We start from the raw sequence: 14,874 nt of genomic DNA, 5'->3' as shown, positions 1-14,874 counted from the left end.
TCCGGCACCGGATCTCGGGTCGAGCGCCCGCGCGGATCACCGGATCTTGATGGTGATCGTCGACCCCTTGGGCGCCGTCTCCCCGCCCTCCACGGACTGGCTCTTGACCGTGTCGCCGAACAGGCCCAGCAGACCGCGGTCCTCGTCCACCTGGAAGCCGGCGTCCTCCAGCGCATTCTTCGCGTCGTCCACGCTGTCGCCGGTGACGTCCGGGACCTCGACCATCTCCGGGCCCTTGGACAGGGTCAGTGTGACCGTGTCGCCGTCGGCGGCCTGGCTGTCGCCCTCGGGTGTCTGCTGGGCGACCTGGCCCTTGTCGTACTCCGAGTTGACCCGCTCGGCGGCGACGTTCACCTTCAGGCCTGCGTCCTCCAGGTCGGCCTTCGCGTCCTCCAGGTCCTCGCCGGTGACGTCCGGGACGTCCACCGGGCTGCCCTTGCTGACGTTCAGTGCGATCGCCGAGCCGCCGCGCCGCGTGGTGCCCGCCTCGGGGTCCGTGGAGATCACGAAGCCCTTGGGCACGTCGTCGCTGAACTCACGGGTGATCATGCCCGGTTCGAGGCCGGCCCCCTTCAGCTGGGTCCGTGCCTTGTCCAGGCGGTAGCCCTTCAGGTCGGGCACCTTCACCGTCTGCGGGCCGTCGGAGATGGTGAGCGACACCGAGGCGTTGTCGCGGATACGGGAGCCGGGCGCCGGGTCCGAGGTGATGACCGTGCCGCGCTTCACCGTGTCGCTGTAGGCGTGCTTGACCGACCCGAGGTCAAGACCGGCCTTCTGCAGCTGCTGCGTGGCCTGCGTCTGGGTCTTCGCCAGCACCGGCGGGACCTTGGTGAACTGGCCGGAGTTGATGTACCACACGCCCGTGCCGACACCGAGGATCAGCAGCACGGCGGCGACGATCGCGAGCGGACCGCGCCGGGAGCGCGCACCGCGCCGCCGCGGGGGCGGTGGCGGGGGTGACTCCAGCCGGCTGGTGCGGTGCAGCGCGGGCTCCGGCTCGTCCTCGTTGACCGGCAGCAGCCGCGGCAGCGTCAGCGCGCGCGGGATGACGCTCGTACGGTCCTCGGAGATGTCCAGGTGCTCCGGCGCGAGCGCCTGCGGCGGCATCGCGTCCAGCTGGTCGGCGCTGAGCGCGGCACGCGCCTCGCGGGCCTGCGCGAGCAGCGCCACCGCGTCGTACGGACGGATGTCGGGGGTGCGCGCGGTGGCCGTGGCGACCAGCTCGTCCAGCTCGTACGGCAGCCCCGGCACGGCGCCCGACGGGGGCGGGACGTCCTCGTGGATGTGCTTGTACAGGACGGTGGCGGGGGAGTCCCCGGCGTGCGGCCGGTCGCCGGTCAGCATCTCGTAGAGGACGACACCGCACGCGTACACGTCGACCCGGGGATCGGCCGTGCCGTGCTCGATCTGCTCCGGCGCGAGGTAGGAGACCGTGCCGAGGACGGTGTCGGTCGTGCTGGTGACCGTGTCCACGGAACGTACGAGGCCGAAGTCGGCGACCTTGACCCGGCCGTCGTCCCCTATCAGCACGTTCTCCGGCTTCATGTCCCGGTGCACGAACCCGGCGCGGTGCGCGGCGCCCAGCGCGGCGAGCACCGGCTCGAGGATGTCCAGGGCGGCGCGCGGCTGCAGCGCCCCGCGCTCGCGCAGCACGTCACGCAGGGTGCACCCGGCGACGTACTCCATGGCGAGATAGACGTACGACCCGTCGGTGCCCTGGTCGAAGACCTGCACCACGTTCGGGTGCGCGAGGCGCGCGACCGACTTGGCCTCCCGGATGAACCGCTCGACGAAGGAGCCGTCGGCCGCAAGCGTCGGGTGCATCACCTTGAGCGCGAGCACGCGGTCGAGGCGGGTGTCCAGGGCCCGGTAGACCGTGGCCATCCCGCCGACCGCGATCCGCGCGTCCACGCGATAGCGCCCGTCGAGCACCTGCCCGACCAGAGGGTCCTGAAGGGTCGTATCCACGCAGGTGAGTGTACGAGCCGCGACTGACAGGGCCGTTGGTTCCTGCGGGATCGGGGCGGTACTGCAGCCGAGCTGTGACGGACGTCGCACCGACTTCCGGATCTTTTCGAACGTCCGTTCAGAACGCGGGGCGCTCGGGATCCAGGTGCGCGCGCCCCTCGTGGGGCGAGGACGCCTCGGCGAAGTGGCGGCGAGGGATGCGGCCCGCCCGGAACGCCAGCCGGCCCGCGTCCACCGCGTGCTTCATGGCCTCGGCCATCAGCTGCGGCTCCTGCGCCCGCGTCACGGCCGAGGCGAGCATCACACCCGCGCACCCCAGCTCCATGGCGAGCGCCGCGTCCGACGCCGTACCGGCACCCGCGTCCAGAATCACCGGCACGCGCGCGTGCTCGGTGATCAGCTGGAAGTTGTGCGGATTGCGGATGCCGAGCCCGGAGCCGATCGGCGAGCCCAGCGGCATGATCGCCGCACAGCCGACGTCCTCCAGCTTGCGCGCCAGCACGGGGTCGTCGTTCGTGTACGGCAGCACGGTGAAGCCGTCGTCGACCAGGGTCTCGGCGGCGTCCAGCAGCTCGATCGGGTCGGGCAGAAGGGTGCGCTCGTCGGCGATGACCTCGAGCTTGATCAGGTCGGTGCCGAGGGCCTCGCGGGCGAGACGGGCGGTGAGCACGGCTTCTCCTGCGGTGAAGCAGCCGGCCGTGTTCGGCAGCACCTGGATGCCGAGCTTCTCCAGGACGGACAGAACGGAACCGTGCACCGAGGGGTCCACGCGCCGCATCGCGACCGTGGTCAGCTCGGTGCCGGAGGCGATGAGCGCCCGCTCCAGCACCTCGAGGCTGGGGGCACCGCCGGTGCCCATGATCAGGCGGGACGTGAAGGACGTACCGCCGATGACAAGGGGGTCGTCGGCCATGGTTCAGCCTCCTTGGACGGCGGTGAGGACCTCGACGCGGTCCCCGTCGGTCAGGGACGTCGACGGCCACTGCGCGCGCGGGACGACGGTTTCGTTCAGGGCGGCGGCCACTCCGGAGGGGGCCGGGGTCAGCGTGTGCACGACGGTGTCGAGAGCCGTGCCGGGGGCGAACTCCCGGGGCTCTCCGTTGACGGAGATGTTCATGCGGGCTGCTCCACGCGCGCGAAGCGCTTCGGGGTGAACGGGCGGGCCTCGTCCGGGAGTTCACCGGTGGCCAGGGCATGCGCCATGGCGTCGCCGGTGACCGGCGTGAGCAGCACACCGTTGCGGTAGTGGCCGGTGGCCAGCAGCAGGCCGGGCAGTTCCGTCGGGCCGAGCAGCGGGGCGTTGTCGGGGGAGCCGGGGCGCAGGCCCGCGCGTGTCTCCGTCAGGGGCAGTTCGGTGATCCCGGGGACGAGTTCGTGCGCGTCGCGCAGCAGCTCGTACACCCCGCCCGCGGTGACCGTGGTGTCCCAGCCCAGCTCCTCGCTGGTCGCGCCGATCACCAGCTCGCCGTTCTCGCGCGGCACCAGGTAGACATGGCTGCCGCGTACGACGGCGCGCACGGTGCGGCTCAGGAAGGGCGCGAACCGCTGCGGCACGGTCAGCCGCAGCACCTGCCCCTTCACCGGTCGCACGGGTGGCAGTGCATCGTGCGGGACGCCCGGCAGCCGCCCGCTGAGGCTGCCCGCGGCCAGCACCACCTGGCCCGCGCCCAGCTCGGCGCCGTCCGCCGTGGTGACACCGGCTGCCCGGTCCCGTACGACGTGGAAACGCTCGGCCCACACCCGGTGGAAGACGACGCCGGCCCGCTCGCACGCGGCCACGAGCGCGCGCGCCAGGCGACGCGGGTCGATCTGGTGGTCGCCGTCGACCCTGAGCCCCCCGCGCACGCCCGGCGCGAGCATCGGCTCCAGGCGCCGGCAGTCGCGCCCCGACAGCCACTCGGACTCCAGGCCCGACTGCCGCTGCAGGGCGTGCAGTTCGCGCAGGTGGGCGCGGTCGTCGGCATCCAGCGCGACGGCGAGCGTGCCGCACCGGCGGTAGCCGAGGTCGAGCCCGGTGACCTCGGTGAGCTCGGCCGCGAAGTCCGGGTAGCGGCGGGCCGAGGCGAGATTCAGGCCGAGCAGGGTCTGCTCGCCGTAGTGCAGCTCGGTGACCGCGGCCAGCATCCCGGCGGCCACCTGGGCGGCCCCGCCGCCCGGTTCGGGGTCCACGACGGCCGCGGCGAACCCGCGCTGCGCGGCGCGCCAGGCCGTGACCAGGCCGATGATTCCGCCCCCGATGACGAGGACGTCTGACGTACGTGACGACATGGGCGTCCAGCCCCTCCCTTCGCCGGCATGACCCGGATCAGGTTCGTACGGTCGGAGGCCGCCAGCCTCCCTCTCAGCCCGGTGCGTCCGGGCTCCCGCGAGTGCTTGTACGTTGGCCACCCTAGCCCGACCCCCGACGCCTCTGTAAGGGAGCCTCCTGTCATGCCCCGCTCGCTGGACGGCCTCGTCCTCGCGCCCGTCGCCGACCAGGCCCCAGGTCAGGTGGGTACCCGTACCCGCTTCACGTACCACGAGAAGGACGGCGAGATCTGGGCCGAGTACGCGGGCGGCGACGTCGTACGCGGGCATCTGGTGGGTACTCGGTCGGGTGACCGGCTGGACTTCCGGTATGTGCAGCTCAAGCACGACGGGACGACGTCCTCGGGGCACTGCGTGTCGACGGTGGTGGAGCTGCCGGACGGACGCGTGAGGCTGGAGGAGACCTGGGAGTGGGAGTCGCAGCCGGGCAGCGGGACGAGCGTGGTGGAGCAGGTCGCCGACGCCTGAGCCGGCCCTTGTGCAGCAGGTCACGGCGCACGACTCCTGACTGACAATTTGTCAGTTGTCTATGGTGATCAGGTGAGCGAGCAGACACGGGAAGCGAGCACGTCACCGGGGCGGCGCGTGGTCGTCGTCGGCGCGGGAATGGCCGGTGTGCAGACCGCCGTCGCCCTGCGCGAACAGGGCTTCACCGGCACCGTCACCCTGATCGGCGCCGAGCCCCACCAGCCGTACGACCGGCCGCCGCTGTCCAAGGCCGTCCTGCTCGGCAAGTCCGAGGGCTCCGCCTTCGACGTCGACTTCGAGTCGCTCGGCATCGAGCTGCAGCTGGGGCGCGAGGCACTGGGCGTGCGCCCCGGCGAGCACGAACTGGACACCGAGGCCGGGCCCGTCCCGTACGACGTCCTGGTCCTCGCCACCGGCGCCGAACCGATCCGGCTGCCCGGCGCCGAGGGCGTGCCCGGCGTGCATCTGCTGCGCACCCTGGACGACGCCGAGCGGCTGCGGCCCGTGCTCGCCCGGCAGCACGACATCGTGGTCGTCGGCGCGGGCTGGATCGGCGCCGAGTTCGCCACCGCCGCGCGCGAGGCGGGCTGCACGGTGACGGTCGTCGAGGCCGCCGACCGGCCGCTCGCGGGCGCACTGCCCGCCGAGGTGGCGGCGCCGATGACCGGCTGGTACGCCGACGCCGGCGCCTCGCTGCGGACACACGCGCGCGTGGAGCGCGTCGAACCCGGCGAGGTCGTCCTCGACGACGGCGCCCGGCTGCCCGCGGGCGCGGTCGTGGTCGGCATCGGCGCGCGCCCCGCCACGGCCTGGCTCGCCGACTCCGGCATCGACCTCGGGGCGCACCGCGAGGTCGTGGCCGACGACCACCTGCGCACCTCGGCACCGGACGTGTACGCCGTCGGCGACTGCGCATCCTTCCCTTCGGGAAGGTATGGCGAGCGCCTGCTGGTCCACCACTGGGACAACGCCCTCCAGGGCCCGCGCACGGTCGCCGCGAACATCATCGGCGAGGCCACCGATGAGCCCCTCGCGGTCTACGACCCCGTCCCCTACTTCTGGTCCGAGCAGTTCGGCCGCTTCGTCCAGTACGCCGGCCACCACACCTCCGCCGACACGACCCTGTGGCGCGGCGACCCCTCCGGCCCCGCCTGGTCCGTCTGCTGGCTCCGTGAGAACCGCCTCGTCGCCCTGCTGGCGGTGGGCCGCCCGCGGGACCTGGCGCAGGGCAGGCGCCTGATCGAGGCGGGCACGCCGATGGATCCGGCGCTGCTGGCCGATCCGGCACGGCCCTTGAAGGCGGCCACGGCGTAGCGCGAAAGCGCAGGTCGGGCCCTCCCGGCTTCCGACTGTCAGTGCGGGATGGCAGGCTTGTTCCGTGACCGAGATTGACGCAAAGATCGATGCTCTCGTCCCCGCCTGGCTCACCCTCCCCGACATCGCAGAGATGCTCGATGTCGAGGTGACGCGTGTGCGGCAGCTGGTCAAGGAGGGCCAGCTCATCGCCGTACGCCGCGGCGAGAACCGCGCGCTGCACGTCCCCGCCGCCTTCATCGACGGGGCCGAGCAGAAGGTCGTCAAGGGCCTGACCGGGACCCTGACGCTCCTGCGGGACGACGGCTTCTCCGACGAAGAGATGCTGGAGTGGCTCTTCACCCCCGACGACAGCCTGCCCGGCACCCCCGCGCAGGCGCTCAGCGAGAATCGCGGCACGGAGGTGAAGCGCCGGGCCCAGGCGCTCGCCGTCTGATCCGAACAGGCCTGACCGAACAGGCCGACTGAACACCGTCCGGCGTACGGGCCGTGGCCGGCGAGGGCCACGGCCGCGGTCCACCGCGGCCATGGCCGAGCCACGCCTGTGGTTCACTACGGCCCGGTCGCGGCCGACCGCACCGGTCCGCGGCCCGTACACCACCGACACCGGGGGACCCCGCATGCCCGTCACGTCCGGCACCGACGCCCGCGCCCAGCTCGCCGACGCCCGGCTCTACCTCTGCACGGACGCCCGCAGGAAGCAGGGCGACCTGCCCGCGTTCCTGGACGCCGTCCTCGCGGGCGGCGTCGACATCGTGCAGCTGCGCGACAAGGGCATGGAGGCGGCCGAGGAGCTGGAGCACCTCGAGGTCTTCGCCGACGCCTGCGCCCGCCACGGCAAGCTCCTCGCCGTCAACGACCGCGCAGATGTCGCGCACGCCGCCGGCGCCGACGTACTCCACCTCGGCCAGGGCGACCTCCCGGTCCCCGCGGCCCGCGCGATCCTCGGCGACGACGTCCTCATAGGCCGCTCCACACACGCGGAGGCGGAAGCCGAGGCAGCCGCCGTCCAGGAGGGCGTCGACTACTTCTGCACCGGCCCCTGCTGGCCCACCCCCACCAAGCCCGGCCGCCACGCACCCGGCCTCGACCTGGTCCGCCACACCGCGGCCCTCGGCACCGACCGCCCCTGGTTCGCCATCGGCGGCATCGACCTCGGCAACCTCGACGAGGTGCTGGAGGCCGGCGCCCGCCGGGTCGTGGTCGTCCGCGCGATCACGGAGGCCGAGGACCCGGGCGCCGCGGCGGCGGAATTCACGAAGCGCCTGCGGCAGGCGTAGGGACGGCCCACCGCCTCCAGCCGTCTCACGTTTGTCCAAGGCGTGGACAACAACTCGACAAATCGGGCAAATTTCCGACGTCCGGTTGGGGGACCGTCTGCCCCTGGCTAACCTGCGGGTATGGCCCTCGGAACCGCATCCACCAGGACTGACCACGCGCGCACCGTCCGCGACATGCTCGCGACGGGCAAGACGACGTACTCGTTCGAGTTCTGGGCTCCCAAGACGGAGAAGGGCGAGCGGAACCTCTGGAACGCGCTCCGCAGGGTCGAGGCCGTGGCCCCCAGCTTCGTCTCCGTGACGTACGGCGCGGGCGGCTCCACCCGCGCGGGCACGGTGAAGGCGACCGAGCAGATCGCCGCCGACACCACGCTCACCCCGGTCGCCCACCTCACCGCGGTCAACCACTCCCTCGCCGAGCTGCGCAACATCATCGGCCAGTACGCCGACGCCGGGATCCGCAACATGCTCGCGGTGCGCGGCGACCCGCCCGGCGACCCCATGGGCGACTGGGTGCCGCACCCGACGGGCCTGACCTACGCCGCCGAACTCGTCCGTCTCATCAAGGAGTCGGGCGACTTCTGCGTCGGCGTCGCGGCCTTCCCGGAGATGCACCCGCGCTCCGCCGACTGGGACGCGGACGTCACCCACTTCGTCGACAAGTGCCGGGCCGGCGCCGACTACGCCATCACACAGATGTTCTTCCAGCCGGAGTCCTATCTGCGGCTGCGTGACCGAGTCGCCGCGGCCGGCTGCGAGACCCCCGTCATCCCCGAGGTCATGCCGGTGACCAGCGTGAAGATGCTGGAGCGGCTGCCGCAGCTCAGCAACGCCCACATCCCCTCCGCCCTGAAAGAGCGGATCCTCACAGCAAAAGACGATCCGACCGCTGTACGCTCCATTGGCATTGAATTCGCCACGGAGTTCTGCGCACGGCTGCTGGCCGAGGGAGTGCCCGGACTGCACTTCATCACGCTCAACAACTCCACGGCGACGCTGGAAATCTACGAGAACCTGGGCCTGCACCATCCCCCGCAGGCCTAGACCGGCCGCACGGGTATACGACACACTGCGTAGCGGCGACTGGGAGAGGGGCGTACATGGGCTGGACGGTCCTCTACATCGCGTTCGGAATCGTGGCGCTGTGGCTGCTGGGTGAAGTGCTGCTGCAGTACAAGGCGCGGCTGCGCTGGCGGCTGCTCGCCTTCGTCGGCTTCCTCGGCGTCGTGGTCGGTGTGCTGATCCCCTCAGTGATCGTCATCGGCCTGGGCGCGGCCGCCTTCGCGGTCGGCCAGACCTACGTCACGCTGTCGTTCCGCCGCGGCTTCGCCTCCGGCTGGGCGGTCAGCCGCTCGGGCCTCGGCGGCAGCAAGCGCGGCCGCGGTGAGCCCGACCGCCAGGACCCGACGCTGGAGGTCTCCGACCTCGAGCCGGGCGAAGGCGGTTACGGCGACACAGGCTCGTACCACCGCGACAGCGTGGCCTACGGCCAGGACGACGAGTACGACCGCGACGACGTCTTCGCCCCCGCCCGGCCCGCGGCCGCCGAGTCCACCGCGGTGTACGAGCCGCAGCCGCTGCCCGACGACACCGGCTCCTACGGCATATACAGCGACTCCGCATACGCGGCCGCCGCCGACGCGAACACCGGCCAGGGCCAGTACGCGACGGCCGCCCAGGGCGCCGACCAGGGCTACGCGTACGACGGCTACACCGGCTACGACCAGCAGCAGTACGGCTACGACACCACCGGCCAGCAGCAGTACGCCGCCTACTCCGACCCGTACATCGGCACCCAGACCTACGGCGGCGGCTACGACACCTCGTACGGGCAGTACGGCCAGCAGGCCTACGGCCAGGACCAGTACGCCACCGGTACGTACGGTGGCGAGACCCCGTCCGGGGGCGTCTGGGTCCCGCAGCAGCGCACCGACGAGACCTACTACGGCGGCGAACTCCCGCAGGAGCAGCCGTATCCGTACCAGGGCAACGGACAGCAGCAACAGCAGCAGGGCGGCGCCGGGTACGACGAGCAGTACCGCTTCTGAGGCCCCTCCTTCTGAGGACCCCTCAGCGGCAGGCGCTCACTGAGAGCCCCGGAACTCCGGCCCCTCCACGACCAGCCCCGCCACCAGCGCGCCCGACATGCCCGCGTGCGGCAGCCCGCCACCGGGGTGCGACCAGCCACCGGCGGTGAACAGGCCCGGTATCGCCGGGCAGTTGGACGGGTGCAGTGTTCCCTCGGCGGACGCCAGCGAGGGCGGGGGGACGGCGCCGCCCTCGGCCCCTGTCTCCCGCTCTGTGTGCACGGGCGTACGGACCTCCCGCCACAGCGTCCGCTCCTGCAGCCCCGGTATCGCGTGCTCGGCGGCGGCGGCCATCCGGTCCGCGAAGGCGTCGGCGGCCCCCGGCGCGGCCCAGTCGTACCCCGTCCCGGAGGGCACCGTCGCGGTCAGCACCACGGACTCGTGCGCGTCGTCGGGGCGCAGGGCCGGGTCGTCCGGGCGGTCGACCCGGACCGTGGGCCGCTCGGGCACTCCGCCCGGACCGAACAGGGACAGCTCGTCCGCCGCAGCCGGTGCGTGCACCACCGTGCGGTGCACAGCGTCCGGCTCCCGCCCGCCGCGCAGCGCGAGGCAGACCACCACCCGGCCCGGATGCAGGCCCTCGGCGCCGGGTGCGAGGTCCTTCGCCCCGTACAGCTCCCGCCCCGGCACGAGACCGCGCAGCCGCCAGGGCCCAGCACCCACGACGGTGTCCGCCTCCGCCACCGCTCCGTCGGCCAGCTCCACACCCGCCGCCCGGCCGTCCTTCTCCACGACCCCGGTGACCTCCGCGCCGAAGACGAACTCGACCTTCCGCGCCAGGCACCGCTCGTACACCGCGCGCGCCAACTCCCGTATGCCGCCCCGCACATACCAGGTGCCGAAGGCATGCTCCATGTACGGCAGCACGGCCGCGCTCGCCGGGGCGGTGCCCGGGTCGACGCCGTATGTGAGGGCGTAGCCGTCCAGCAGCGCCGCGAGACGCGGGTCGCGCAACTCCCAGGCGCCGATCTCGGCGAGTGTGACGGCCCGACGGGTGCGCAGCAGCCGCTTGTGCGGGACCGCCGGGTACGGCTCGCGCTCGGCCAGTACCGACCAGTTGGGCCACAGGGGTTCCTCGAGGAGTGGCCGGCGGGTGCGGTCCCAGGCCTCGCGGGCCCGCAACAGGAAGTCGCCCCAGCGGGCGCCGGCGCCCGCCCCGAGCGCCTCGTCCAGAGCGGCGACGACGCCCGCGCGCGAGGCGTTCGGCAGCGACACCTCGGTGCCGTCCGCGAAGACGTGCCGCGAGGACGGGTCGACCTGGACCAGCTCGACGCACTCCTCCAGCGGCTGCTTGCCGGTCTTGATGAACAGATCGCGGTACACGGCCGGCAGTGTCAGCAGCCCGGGGCCGGTGTCGAAGCCGAACCCGTCCCGCTCGAACCGGCGCACCGCGCCGCCGTACGTCTCCGTGCGTTCGTACACCGCCACCCGGTGGCCCGCGACGGCCAGCCGGGCGGCGGCCGCCATCGCGCCCATCCCGGCGCCGATCACCGCAATCCGTCCCATGCCTGCGACTTTATCGACCGCCACTGACAGTCACGGCACGAGTGGTGCGCATGAGGGGAGTACCGGCGCGGGGGCGAACGTAACCAGTGGGCAACGGAGCGTTCTGGGGGTGAGTGCGCACGGCTGAGTATCCGTACCTAGTGAGTGAGTTGAGTACGCGCGCGGATGGGCCCCGACCTGCGTGAACGAGACAGTGGAGACACGGAAAAGGGGCACGGCTCCGGCACCGGCGACACGGGGCGCCGGAACGGGGCGGCACCGGATCCGCTCCTTCCGCCGGCGGTTGTCGGCGGGAGCGAGGCACGGGGGACCCGGGGGAACGACCGAAACGGGGGCCCAACGGGGGGACCAGGGGGAAGTACGGGGGAGCACGAGAAGGCGCCGGTTCGAGGTGGCCCGCGGGGGACGCGGCCACATCGGACCGGCGCTTTCGTGTGTCGTCAGCGCTCCTGGCGGTGGCCGCTCACGCGCCCCTGGAGCAGCCGGGACAGCGCCGCGTGGACGTCGTCCAGGGAGCGCTCGGGCTGGAAGGACTGCCAGTCCAGCGCGGCCACCAGAACCATGCCGACCAGCGCCGACGCCGTCAGCGACACATCGATCTCGTCGCTGAACTCGCCGTTCTCCACGCCCTCGCGCAGCACGCCCTCGACGACCGCGACGGCCTCCTGCCGCACCACCATCAGCGTGGACTGCCAGGCTCTGTTGGTGCGCCACAGCTCGGCCACGTACAGCTGCGTGAAGGCCGGGTAGCGGTCGATGAAGACGAGGCCCGCCCGGACCATCGCATCCAGGGCGTCCACCTTGCTGCCGCCGTCCCGGGCCGTCCGCTCGGCCGCTTCCCTCAGGGAGGCGGTGAGAAGTCCCACCCCGTGCCGCAGCAGCTCCTCGAAGAGGACGGACTTGCTCGCGAAGTTGTAGTAGACCGTGCCCTTCGCGACCCCGGCCCGCTCCGCGATCTCGTCCACCGTGGTGGCGGAGAAGCCCTGCTCGGCGATGAGTGTGACGGCCGCCTCGTAGAGCTTCTGCCGGGTGGCCTCGCGGCGGGTGCTGACGCCCGGCGTGGCGCTGCTGCTTTCCATGGTCCTGATTGTCACAGGAGCCGTCCCCGGAGAAGTCACCCGCGGGCTCACAGGCTCAGCTCCGGGTGCAGCCGGTCCAGCGTCCACACCTGACGCCGGCGGGCCGACACCGCGGTCAGCGCGAGGGCGCCCGCGGTGAACGCGACGAGCACCACGCACGCGTGCCACACCGGTCCGATGCCGCCGCCCGTGATGAGCCTCCGCAGGGCCTCCACGACGTAACTCATCGGCAGGAAGGGATGGATCGCGTTGAAGAAGCCCGGACTGGTCTGCACGGGATAGGTGCCGCCCGCGGACGTCAACTGCAGCATAAGCAGGGCGAGTACGAGGATCCGGCCGGCCGCTCCGAAGCGTGCGTTGAGCCACTGCACGATCGCCGCGAAGCACGCCGTCACCAGGCACAGGAAGCCCACCGTCCCGGCCGCCCGCACCATCTGCAGACCGATCGCCCAGTGCAGCACCGACATCAGGGCCACCGTCTGCAGCACGCCGACCGCCACCACCGGCAGCCAGCCCGCCAGCGCGATCCGCCACGCCGAGGCGCCCGCGGCGAGCGCACGCCGGTTCATCGGCGGGATCAGCATGTACGCCACCATCGCACCCACCCACAGGGACAGCGGAATGAAGTACGGGGCGAACCCGGTGCCGTAGTTGGGCGCCTTGTGCAGGTCCTTGGAGACCAGCTGGACCGGGTCGGCCATGACCTCGGTGCGCTGATCGCGGTCCTTCTTGTCGTAGTCGGGGATCTTCCCGGCGCCGTCGTGCAGCCCGCCCGCGAGCTTCCCGGAGCCGTCGACGAGCTTGTACATGCCGCCGTTGAGGGTCTCGGCGCCCGTCTTGAGCTTGCCCACGCCCTCGTCCAGGTCTCCGGCGCCGCTGTCGGCCGTGCCGAGCCCCGTGTGCAGCTTCTTCGCGCCCGCGGCGACCTTCCCTGCGCCCTCGTTCAGCTTGTTGATCTTCGATACGGCGTCGTCGAGGTCCTCGGAGAGGTGCGGTGCGCGGTCGGCGAGCGCCTGGGCCTGCGTCTGGAGCGTGGCCAGGTTCTTGTCGAGCTTCTTCAGGTCGCCGTCCTGGTCGCCGATCAGCGTGTTCAGGTCGTCTGCGACCGTCGCCACGTCGGCGGCCGCGTCCTTCGCCTTCTTCAGGTCCGAGCAGGCCGGATCCGGCAGTACGGCGTCCTCGCAGCGTGCCTTGTAGACGTCGTCCAGCGTGTCGGAGGCCGCGTGGGCGCCCTTGGCGGCGACCGGAGCCGTCTTCACCAGGGTGTCGAGGTTGTGGCGGATCGCCTTGGAGGAGTCGGCGACCAGCCGGGCGGTGTCCCCGATGGTCTTCTCGTTGTCCTTCAGGAACGGGCCGACCTTCTTGTCGACCGCGTTGACCTTGTCGGCGAGCGTCTGCGTGCCCGCCGCGACCTGCTTCGAACCGTCCTCCAGGTCGCCCGCGCCCGTGTCGAGCTTCTTCAGGCCCTTGGACAGCTTGCCGCTGCCGTCCTTGGCGTCCGTCAGCCCGTCGGCGAGGTCCTTCGAGCCCTTCTCCGCCTTCCCGATGCCGCCGTTGAGCTTGTCGGCGCCGTTCGCCGCCTTCACCGTCGCACCGTGGATGTCGGAGAACGAGATGAAGATCTTGTCCAGGAAGGTCCGCGACGTCTTGGTGGACGCGGCCGTCCGCACCTCGCTGAACACCGTCCGCGAGATCTGCCCGACGATGTAGTTGTTCGCGTCGTTCGTACGCACCTGGAGCGCGCCCGCCTCGGGGGAGGCGCCCGCGCTGGAGGCGATCCGCCGGCTGAAGTCGGCCAGCATGGTCAGCGACAGGTAGTACCTGCCGTCCTCCACGCCCGCGCGTGCCTCGTCGGCGCTCACCTCGTGCCAGTCGAAGACCTGGCTGTCGCGCAGCCCCTCGGTGATGTCGTCGCCCGCCTCGACCTTCCTGCCGTCGGCCGTCGCCCCCTTGTCGTCGTTGACGAGCGCCACGGGGATGCGGTCCAGACGGCCGTACGGGTCCCAGAACGACCACAGGTACAGGGCGCCGTACAGCAACGGCAGCACCAGGAGCGCCACCAGGGCGGCCCTCGGCAGCTTGCCCCTGCCGAAGCGCCTGAGCTCAAGAGCGGCCAGTTTCGGCGAGCGCATCGGTCTTCTCCTTCCCCGCAGTGGTGACGACGACGGTGTCCTCGGGAGCCTCGCTGCACACCGCCAGGACGGTCGTCCCGGACTCGGCGATCGACCTCAACAGCGCCCAGGCCTCGGCCCGTTCGGCGTCCGAGAGCTTGAGGTCGGTGTCGTCGACGCCGAGCAGCCGGGGACGGCCGAGCAGAGCCAGCGCGATGGAGAGCCGCAGCGCCTCCAGCCGCTCGAGATCCCGTACGGACGTCCGGGAGCCCTTGGGCAGCGACTCCCGGTCCAGCCCCGCGGCAGCCAGCGCGGTGTCGATCCGCAACTGCGCCTGGGCCGCCCGCTCGGCACGCGGGCGCAGCAGCGCGCGCAGCGAGTCGCCGAACCTCCGCTGCAGCAGCGCCCGTTCGCGCAGGTGCTCCCCGACGGTGAGCGCCGGGTCGAGGTCGGTGACCCCGGCGACGTTGGCCGGCGCACTGACGCGGCGCACCGCCGCCAACTGCTTGGGCAGCCGTGCCCCGCCCACGGTCGCCGTCCCCTCGGTGGCCTTCATCCGCCCGGTGAGCGCGAGCAGCAGGCACGTACGGCCGGAGCCGGACGCTCCCTCGATCGCGATCAGCGAGCCGGGCTCCGCGTCGAACGTGACGTCGCGGAAGGCCCAGCCGCGCGGGCCCCTGAGTCCGAGGCCATGGGCCGTGACTCCGGTTCCGGACACGGCTCCCCCCATCCCCTGAATTTGAACTGACTGGTC

14 protein-coding genes and 1 riboswitch are annotated in these 14,874 nt (G+C 72.1%); of the genes, 6 read left to right on the top strand and 8 right to left on the bottom strand.

Annotated features, from left to right (window positions below):
• Positions 1-36: 36 nt before the first annotated feature.
• The 4 genes from pknB to thiO form a co-directional block, all read right to left on the bottom strand.
• The gene (pknB, locus tag ABZ880_RS04005) at positions 37-1,968 is read right to left on the bottom strand and encodes a Stk1 family PASTA domain-containing Ser/Thr kinase (protein WP_361256434.1); all 1,932 of its coding nucleotides are present in this window, start codon (positions 1,966-1,968) and stop codon (positions 37-39) included.
• Between the two features lie 118 nt (positions 1,969-2,086).
• Positions 2,087-2,881, bottom strand: coding sequence for a thiazole synthase (locus tag ABZ880_RS04000; RefSeq protein WP_361256431.1), 795 nt, complete (start codon positions 2,879-2,881; stop codon positions 2,087-2,089).
• A 3-nt stretch (positions 2,882-2,884) separates the two neighbouring features.
• A complete protein-coding gene (gene thiS / locus ABZ880_RS03995) occupies positions 2,885-3,085 on the bottom strand; it encodes a sulfur carrier protein ThiS (protein ID WP_361256428.1) in 201 nt (66 codons plus the stop codon).
• Positions 3,082-4,236 (bottom strand): glycine oxidase ThiO, encoded by a 1,155-nt coding sequence (gene thiO, locus ABZ880_RS03990; RefSeq protein ID WP_361256425.1) that lies wholly within the window; start codon positions 4,234-4,236, stop codon positions 3,082-3,084. Before thiO ends, thiS begins: the two co-directional genes overlap by 4 nt.
• A riboswitch (TPP riboswitch) is annotated at positions 4,234-4,345 on the bottom strand. (Overlaps the previous gene by 3 nt.)
• Positions 4,346-4,398: 53 nt before the next feature.
• Between thiO and ABZ880_RS03985 the strand changes: the two genes are divergently transcribed.
• From ABZ880_RS03985 to ABZ880_RS03960, 6 genes are all read left to right on the top strand, one after another.
• Positions 4,399-4,743, top strand: a complete 345-nt coding sequence (locus tag ABZ880_RS03985) for a hypothetical protein (protein WP_361256422.1) — start codon at positions 4,399-4,401, stop codon at positions 4,741-4,743.
• Between the two features lie 72 nt (positions 4,744-4,815).
• Entirely contained in the window at positions 4,816-6,057 is a 1,242-nt protein-coding gene (locus ABZ880_RS03980) for an FAD-dependent oxidoreductase (protein ID WP_361256419.1), read from the top strand.
• Between the two features lie 64 nt (positions 6,058-6,121).
• The gene (locus tag ABZ880_RS03975; RefSeq protein ID WP_329340128.1) at positions 6,122-6,493 is read left to right on the top strand and encodes an Rv2175c family DNA-binding protein; all 372 of its coding nucleotides are present in this window, start codon (positions 6,122-6,124) and stop codon (positions 6,491-6,493) included.
• A 184-nt stretch (positions 6,494-6,677) separates the two neighbouring features.
• On the top strand, positions 6,678-7,337 hold the full coding sequence (thiE, locus tag ABZ880_RS03970; protein ID WP_361256416.1) for a thiamine phosphate synthase: 660 nt from the start codon (positions 6,678-6,680) through the stop codon (positions 7,335-7,337).
• A gap of 120 nt (positions 7,338-7,457) precedes the next feature.
• The gene (gene metF, locus ABZ880_RS03965) at positions 7,458-8,381 is read left to right on the top strand and encodes a methylenetetrahydrofolate reductase [NAD(P)H] (protein ID WP_361256412.1); all 924 of its coding nucleotides are present in this window, start codon (positions 7,458-7,460) and stop codon (positions 8,379-8,381) included.
• A 56-nt stretch (positions 8,382-8,437) separates the two neighbouring features.
• Positions 8,438-9,385 (top strand): hypothetical protein, encoded by a 948-nt coding sequence (locus tag ABZ880_RS03960; RefSeq protein WP_361256410.1) that lies wholly within the window; start codon positions 8,438-8,440, stop codon positions 9,383-9,385.
• 36 nt (positions 9,386-9,421) lie between these two features.
• Here ABZ880_RS03960 and ABZ880_RS03955 read toward each other — a convergent pair whose 3' ends face one another.
• The 4 genes from ABZ880_RS03955 to ABZ880_RS03940 all read right to left on the bottom strand — a co-directional run bounded on the left by ABZ880_RS03955 (position 9,422) and on the right by ABZ880_RS03940 (position 14,850).
• Positions 9,422-10,930, bottom strand: coding sequence for an NAD(P)/FAD-dependent oxidoreductase (locus ABZ880_RS03955; protein WP_361256407.1), 1,509 nt, complete (start codon positions 10,928-10,930; stop codon positions 9,422-9,424).
• A gap of 440 nt (positions 10,931-11,370) precedes the next feature.
• A complete protein-coding gene (locus ABZ880_RS03950; RefSeq protein WP_361256404.1) occupies positions 11,371-12,009 on the bottom strand; it encodes a TetR/AcrR family transcriptional regulator in 639 nt (212 codons plus the stop codon).
• Between the two features lie 47 nt (positions 12,010-12,056).
• Positions 12,057-14,141, bottom strand: coding sequence for a YhgE/Pip domain-containing protein (locus ABZ880_RS03945; protein WP_361256401.1), 2,085 nt, complete (start codon positions 14,139-14,141; stop codon positions 12,057-12,059).
• Positions 14,113-14,850 carry an ATP-binding cassette domain-containing protein gene (locus tag ABZ880_RS03940; protein WP_361256398.1) on the bottom strand — a complete coding sequence of 246 codons (738 nt, stop codon included), beginning with the start codon at positions 14,848-14,850 and terminating at the stop codon, positions 14,113-14,115. Before ABZ880_RS03940 ends, ABZ880_RS03945 begins: the two co-directional genes overlap by 29 nt.
• Positions 14,851-14,874: the final 24 nt, after the last annotated feature.

Origin of the sequence: Streptomyces sp. NPDC047043 (assembly GCF_040644055.1) — a bacterium.
Taxonomy (GTDB): Bacteria; Actinomycetota; Actinomycetes; order Streptomycetales; family Streptomycetaceae; genus Streptomyces.
Note: the sequence above shows the minus strand (reverse complement) of the source record. Positions and strands in the feature narration are given on the sequence as shown.

Excerpts from the sequence above, each read along its gene's own strand:
- ABZ880_RS03950 (WP_361256404.1), bottom strand. The coding sequence starts at position 12,009 with ATGGAAAGCAGCAGCGCCACGCCGGGCGTCAGCACCCGCCGCGAGGCC.
- ABZ880_RS03940 (WP_361256398.1), bottom strand. The coding sequence starts at position 14,850 with ATGGGGGGAGCCGTGTCCGGAACCGGAGTCACGGCCCATGGCCTCGGA.
- ABZ880_RS03985 (WP_361256422.1), top strand. The coding sequence starts at position 4,399 with ATGCCCCGCTCGCTGGACGGCCTCGTCCTCGCGCCCGTCGCCGACCAG.
- ABZ880_RS03960 (WP_361256410.1), top strand. The coding sequence starts at position 8,438 with ATGGGCTGGACGGTCCTCTACATCGCGTTCGGAATCGTGGCGCTGTGG.
- ABZ880_RS03955 (WP_361256407.1), bottom strand. The coding sequence starts at position 10,930 with ATGGGACGGATTGCGGTGATCGGCGCCGGGATGGGCGCGATGGCGGCC.
- thiS (WP_361256428.1), bottom strand. The coding sequence starts at position 3,085 with ATGAACATCTCCGTCAACGGAGAGCCCCGGGAGTTCGCCCCCGGCACG.
- thiE (WP_361256416.1), top strand. The coding sequence starts at position 6,678 with ATGCCCGTCACGTCCGGCACCGACGCCCGCGCCCAGCTCGCCGACGCC.
- ABZ880_RS03945 (WP_361256401.1), bottom strand. The coding sequence starts at position 14,141 with ATGCGCTCGCCGAAACTGGCCGCTCTTGAGCTCAGGCGCTTCGGCAGG.
- ABZ880_RS04000 (WP_361256431.1), bottom strand. The coding sequence starts at position 2,881 with ATGGCCGACGACCCCCTTGTCATCGGCGGTACGTCCTTCACGTCCCGC.
- thiO (WP_361256425.1), bottom strand. The coding sequence starts at position 4,236 with ATGTCGTCACGTACGTCAGACGTCCTCGTCATCGGGGGCGGAATCATC.
- metF (WP_361256412.1), top strand. The coding sequence starts at position 7,458 with ATGGCCCTCGGAACCGCATCCACCAGGACTGACCACGCGCGCACCGTC.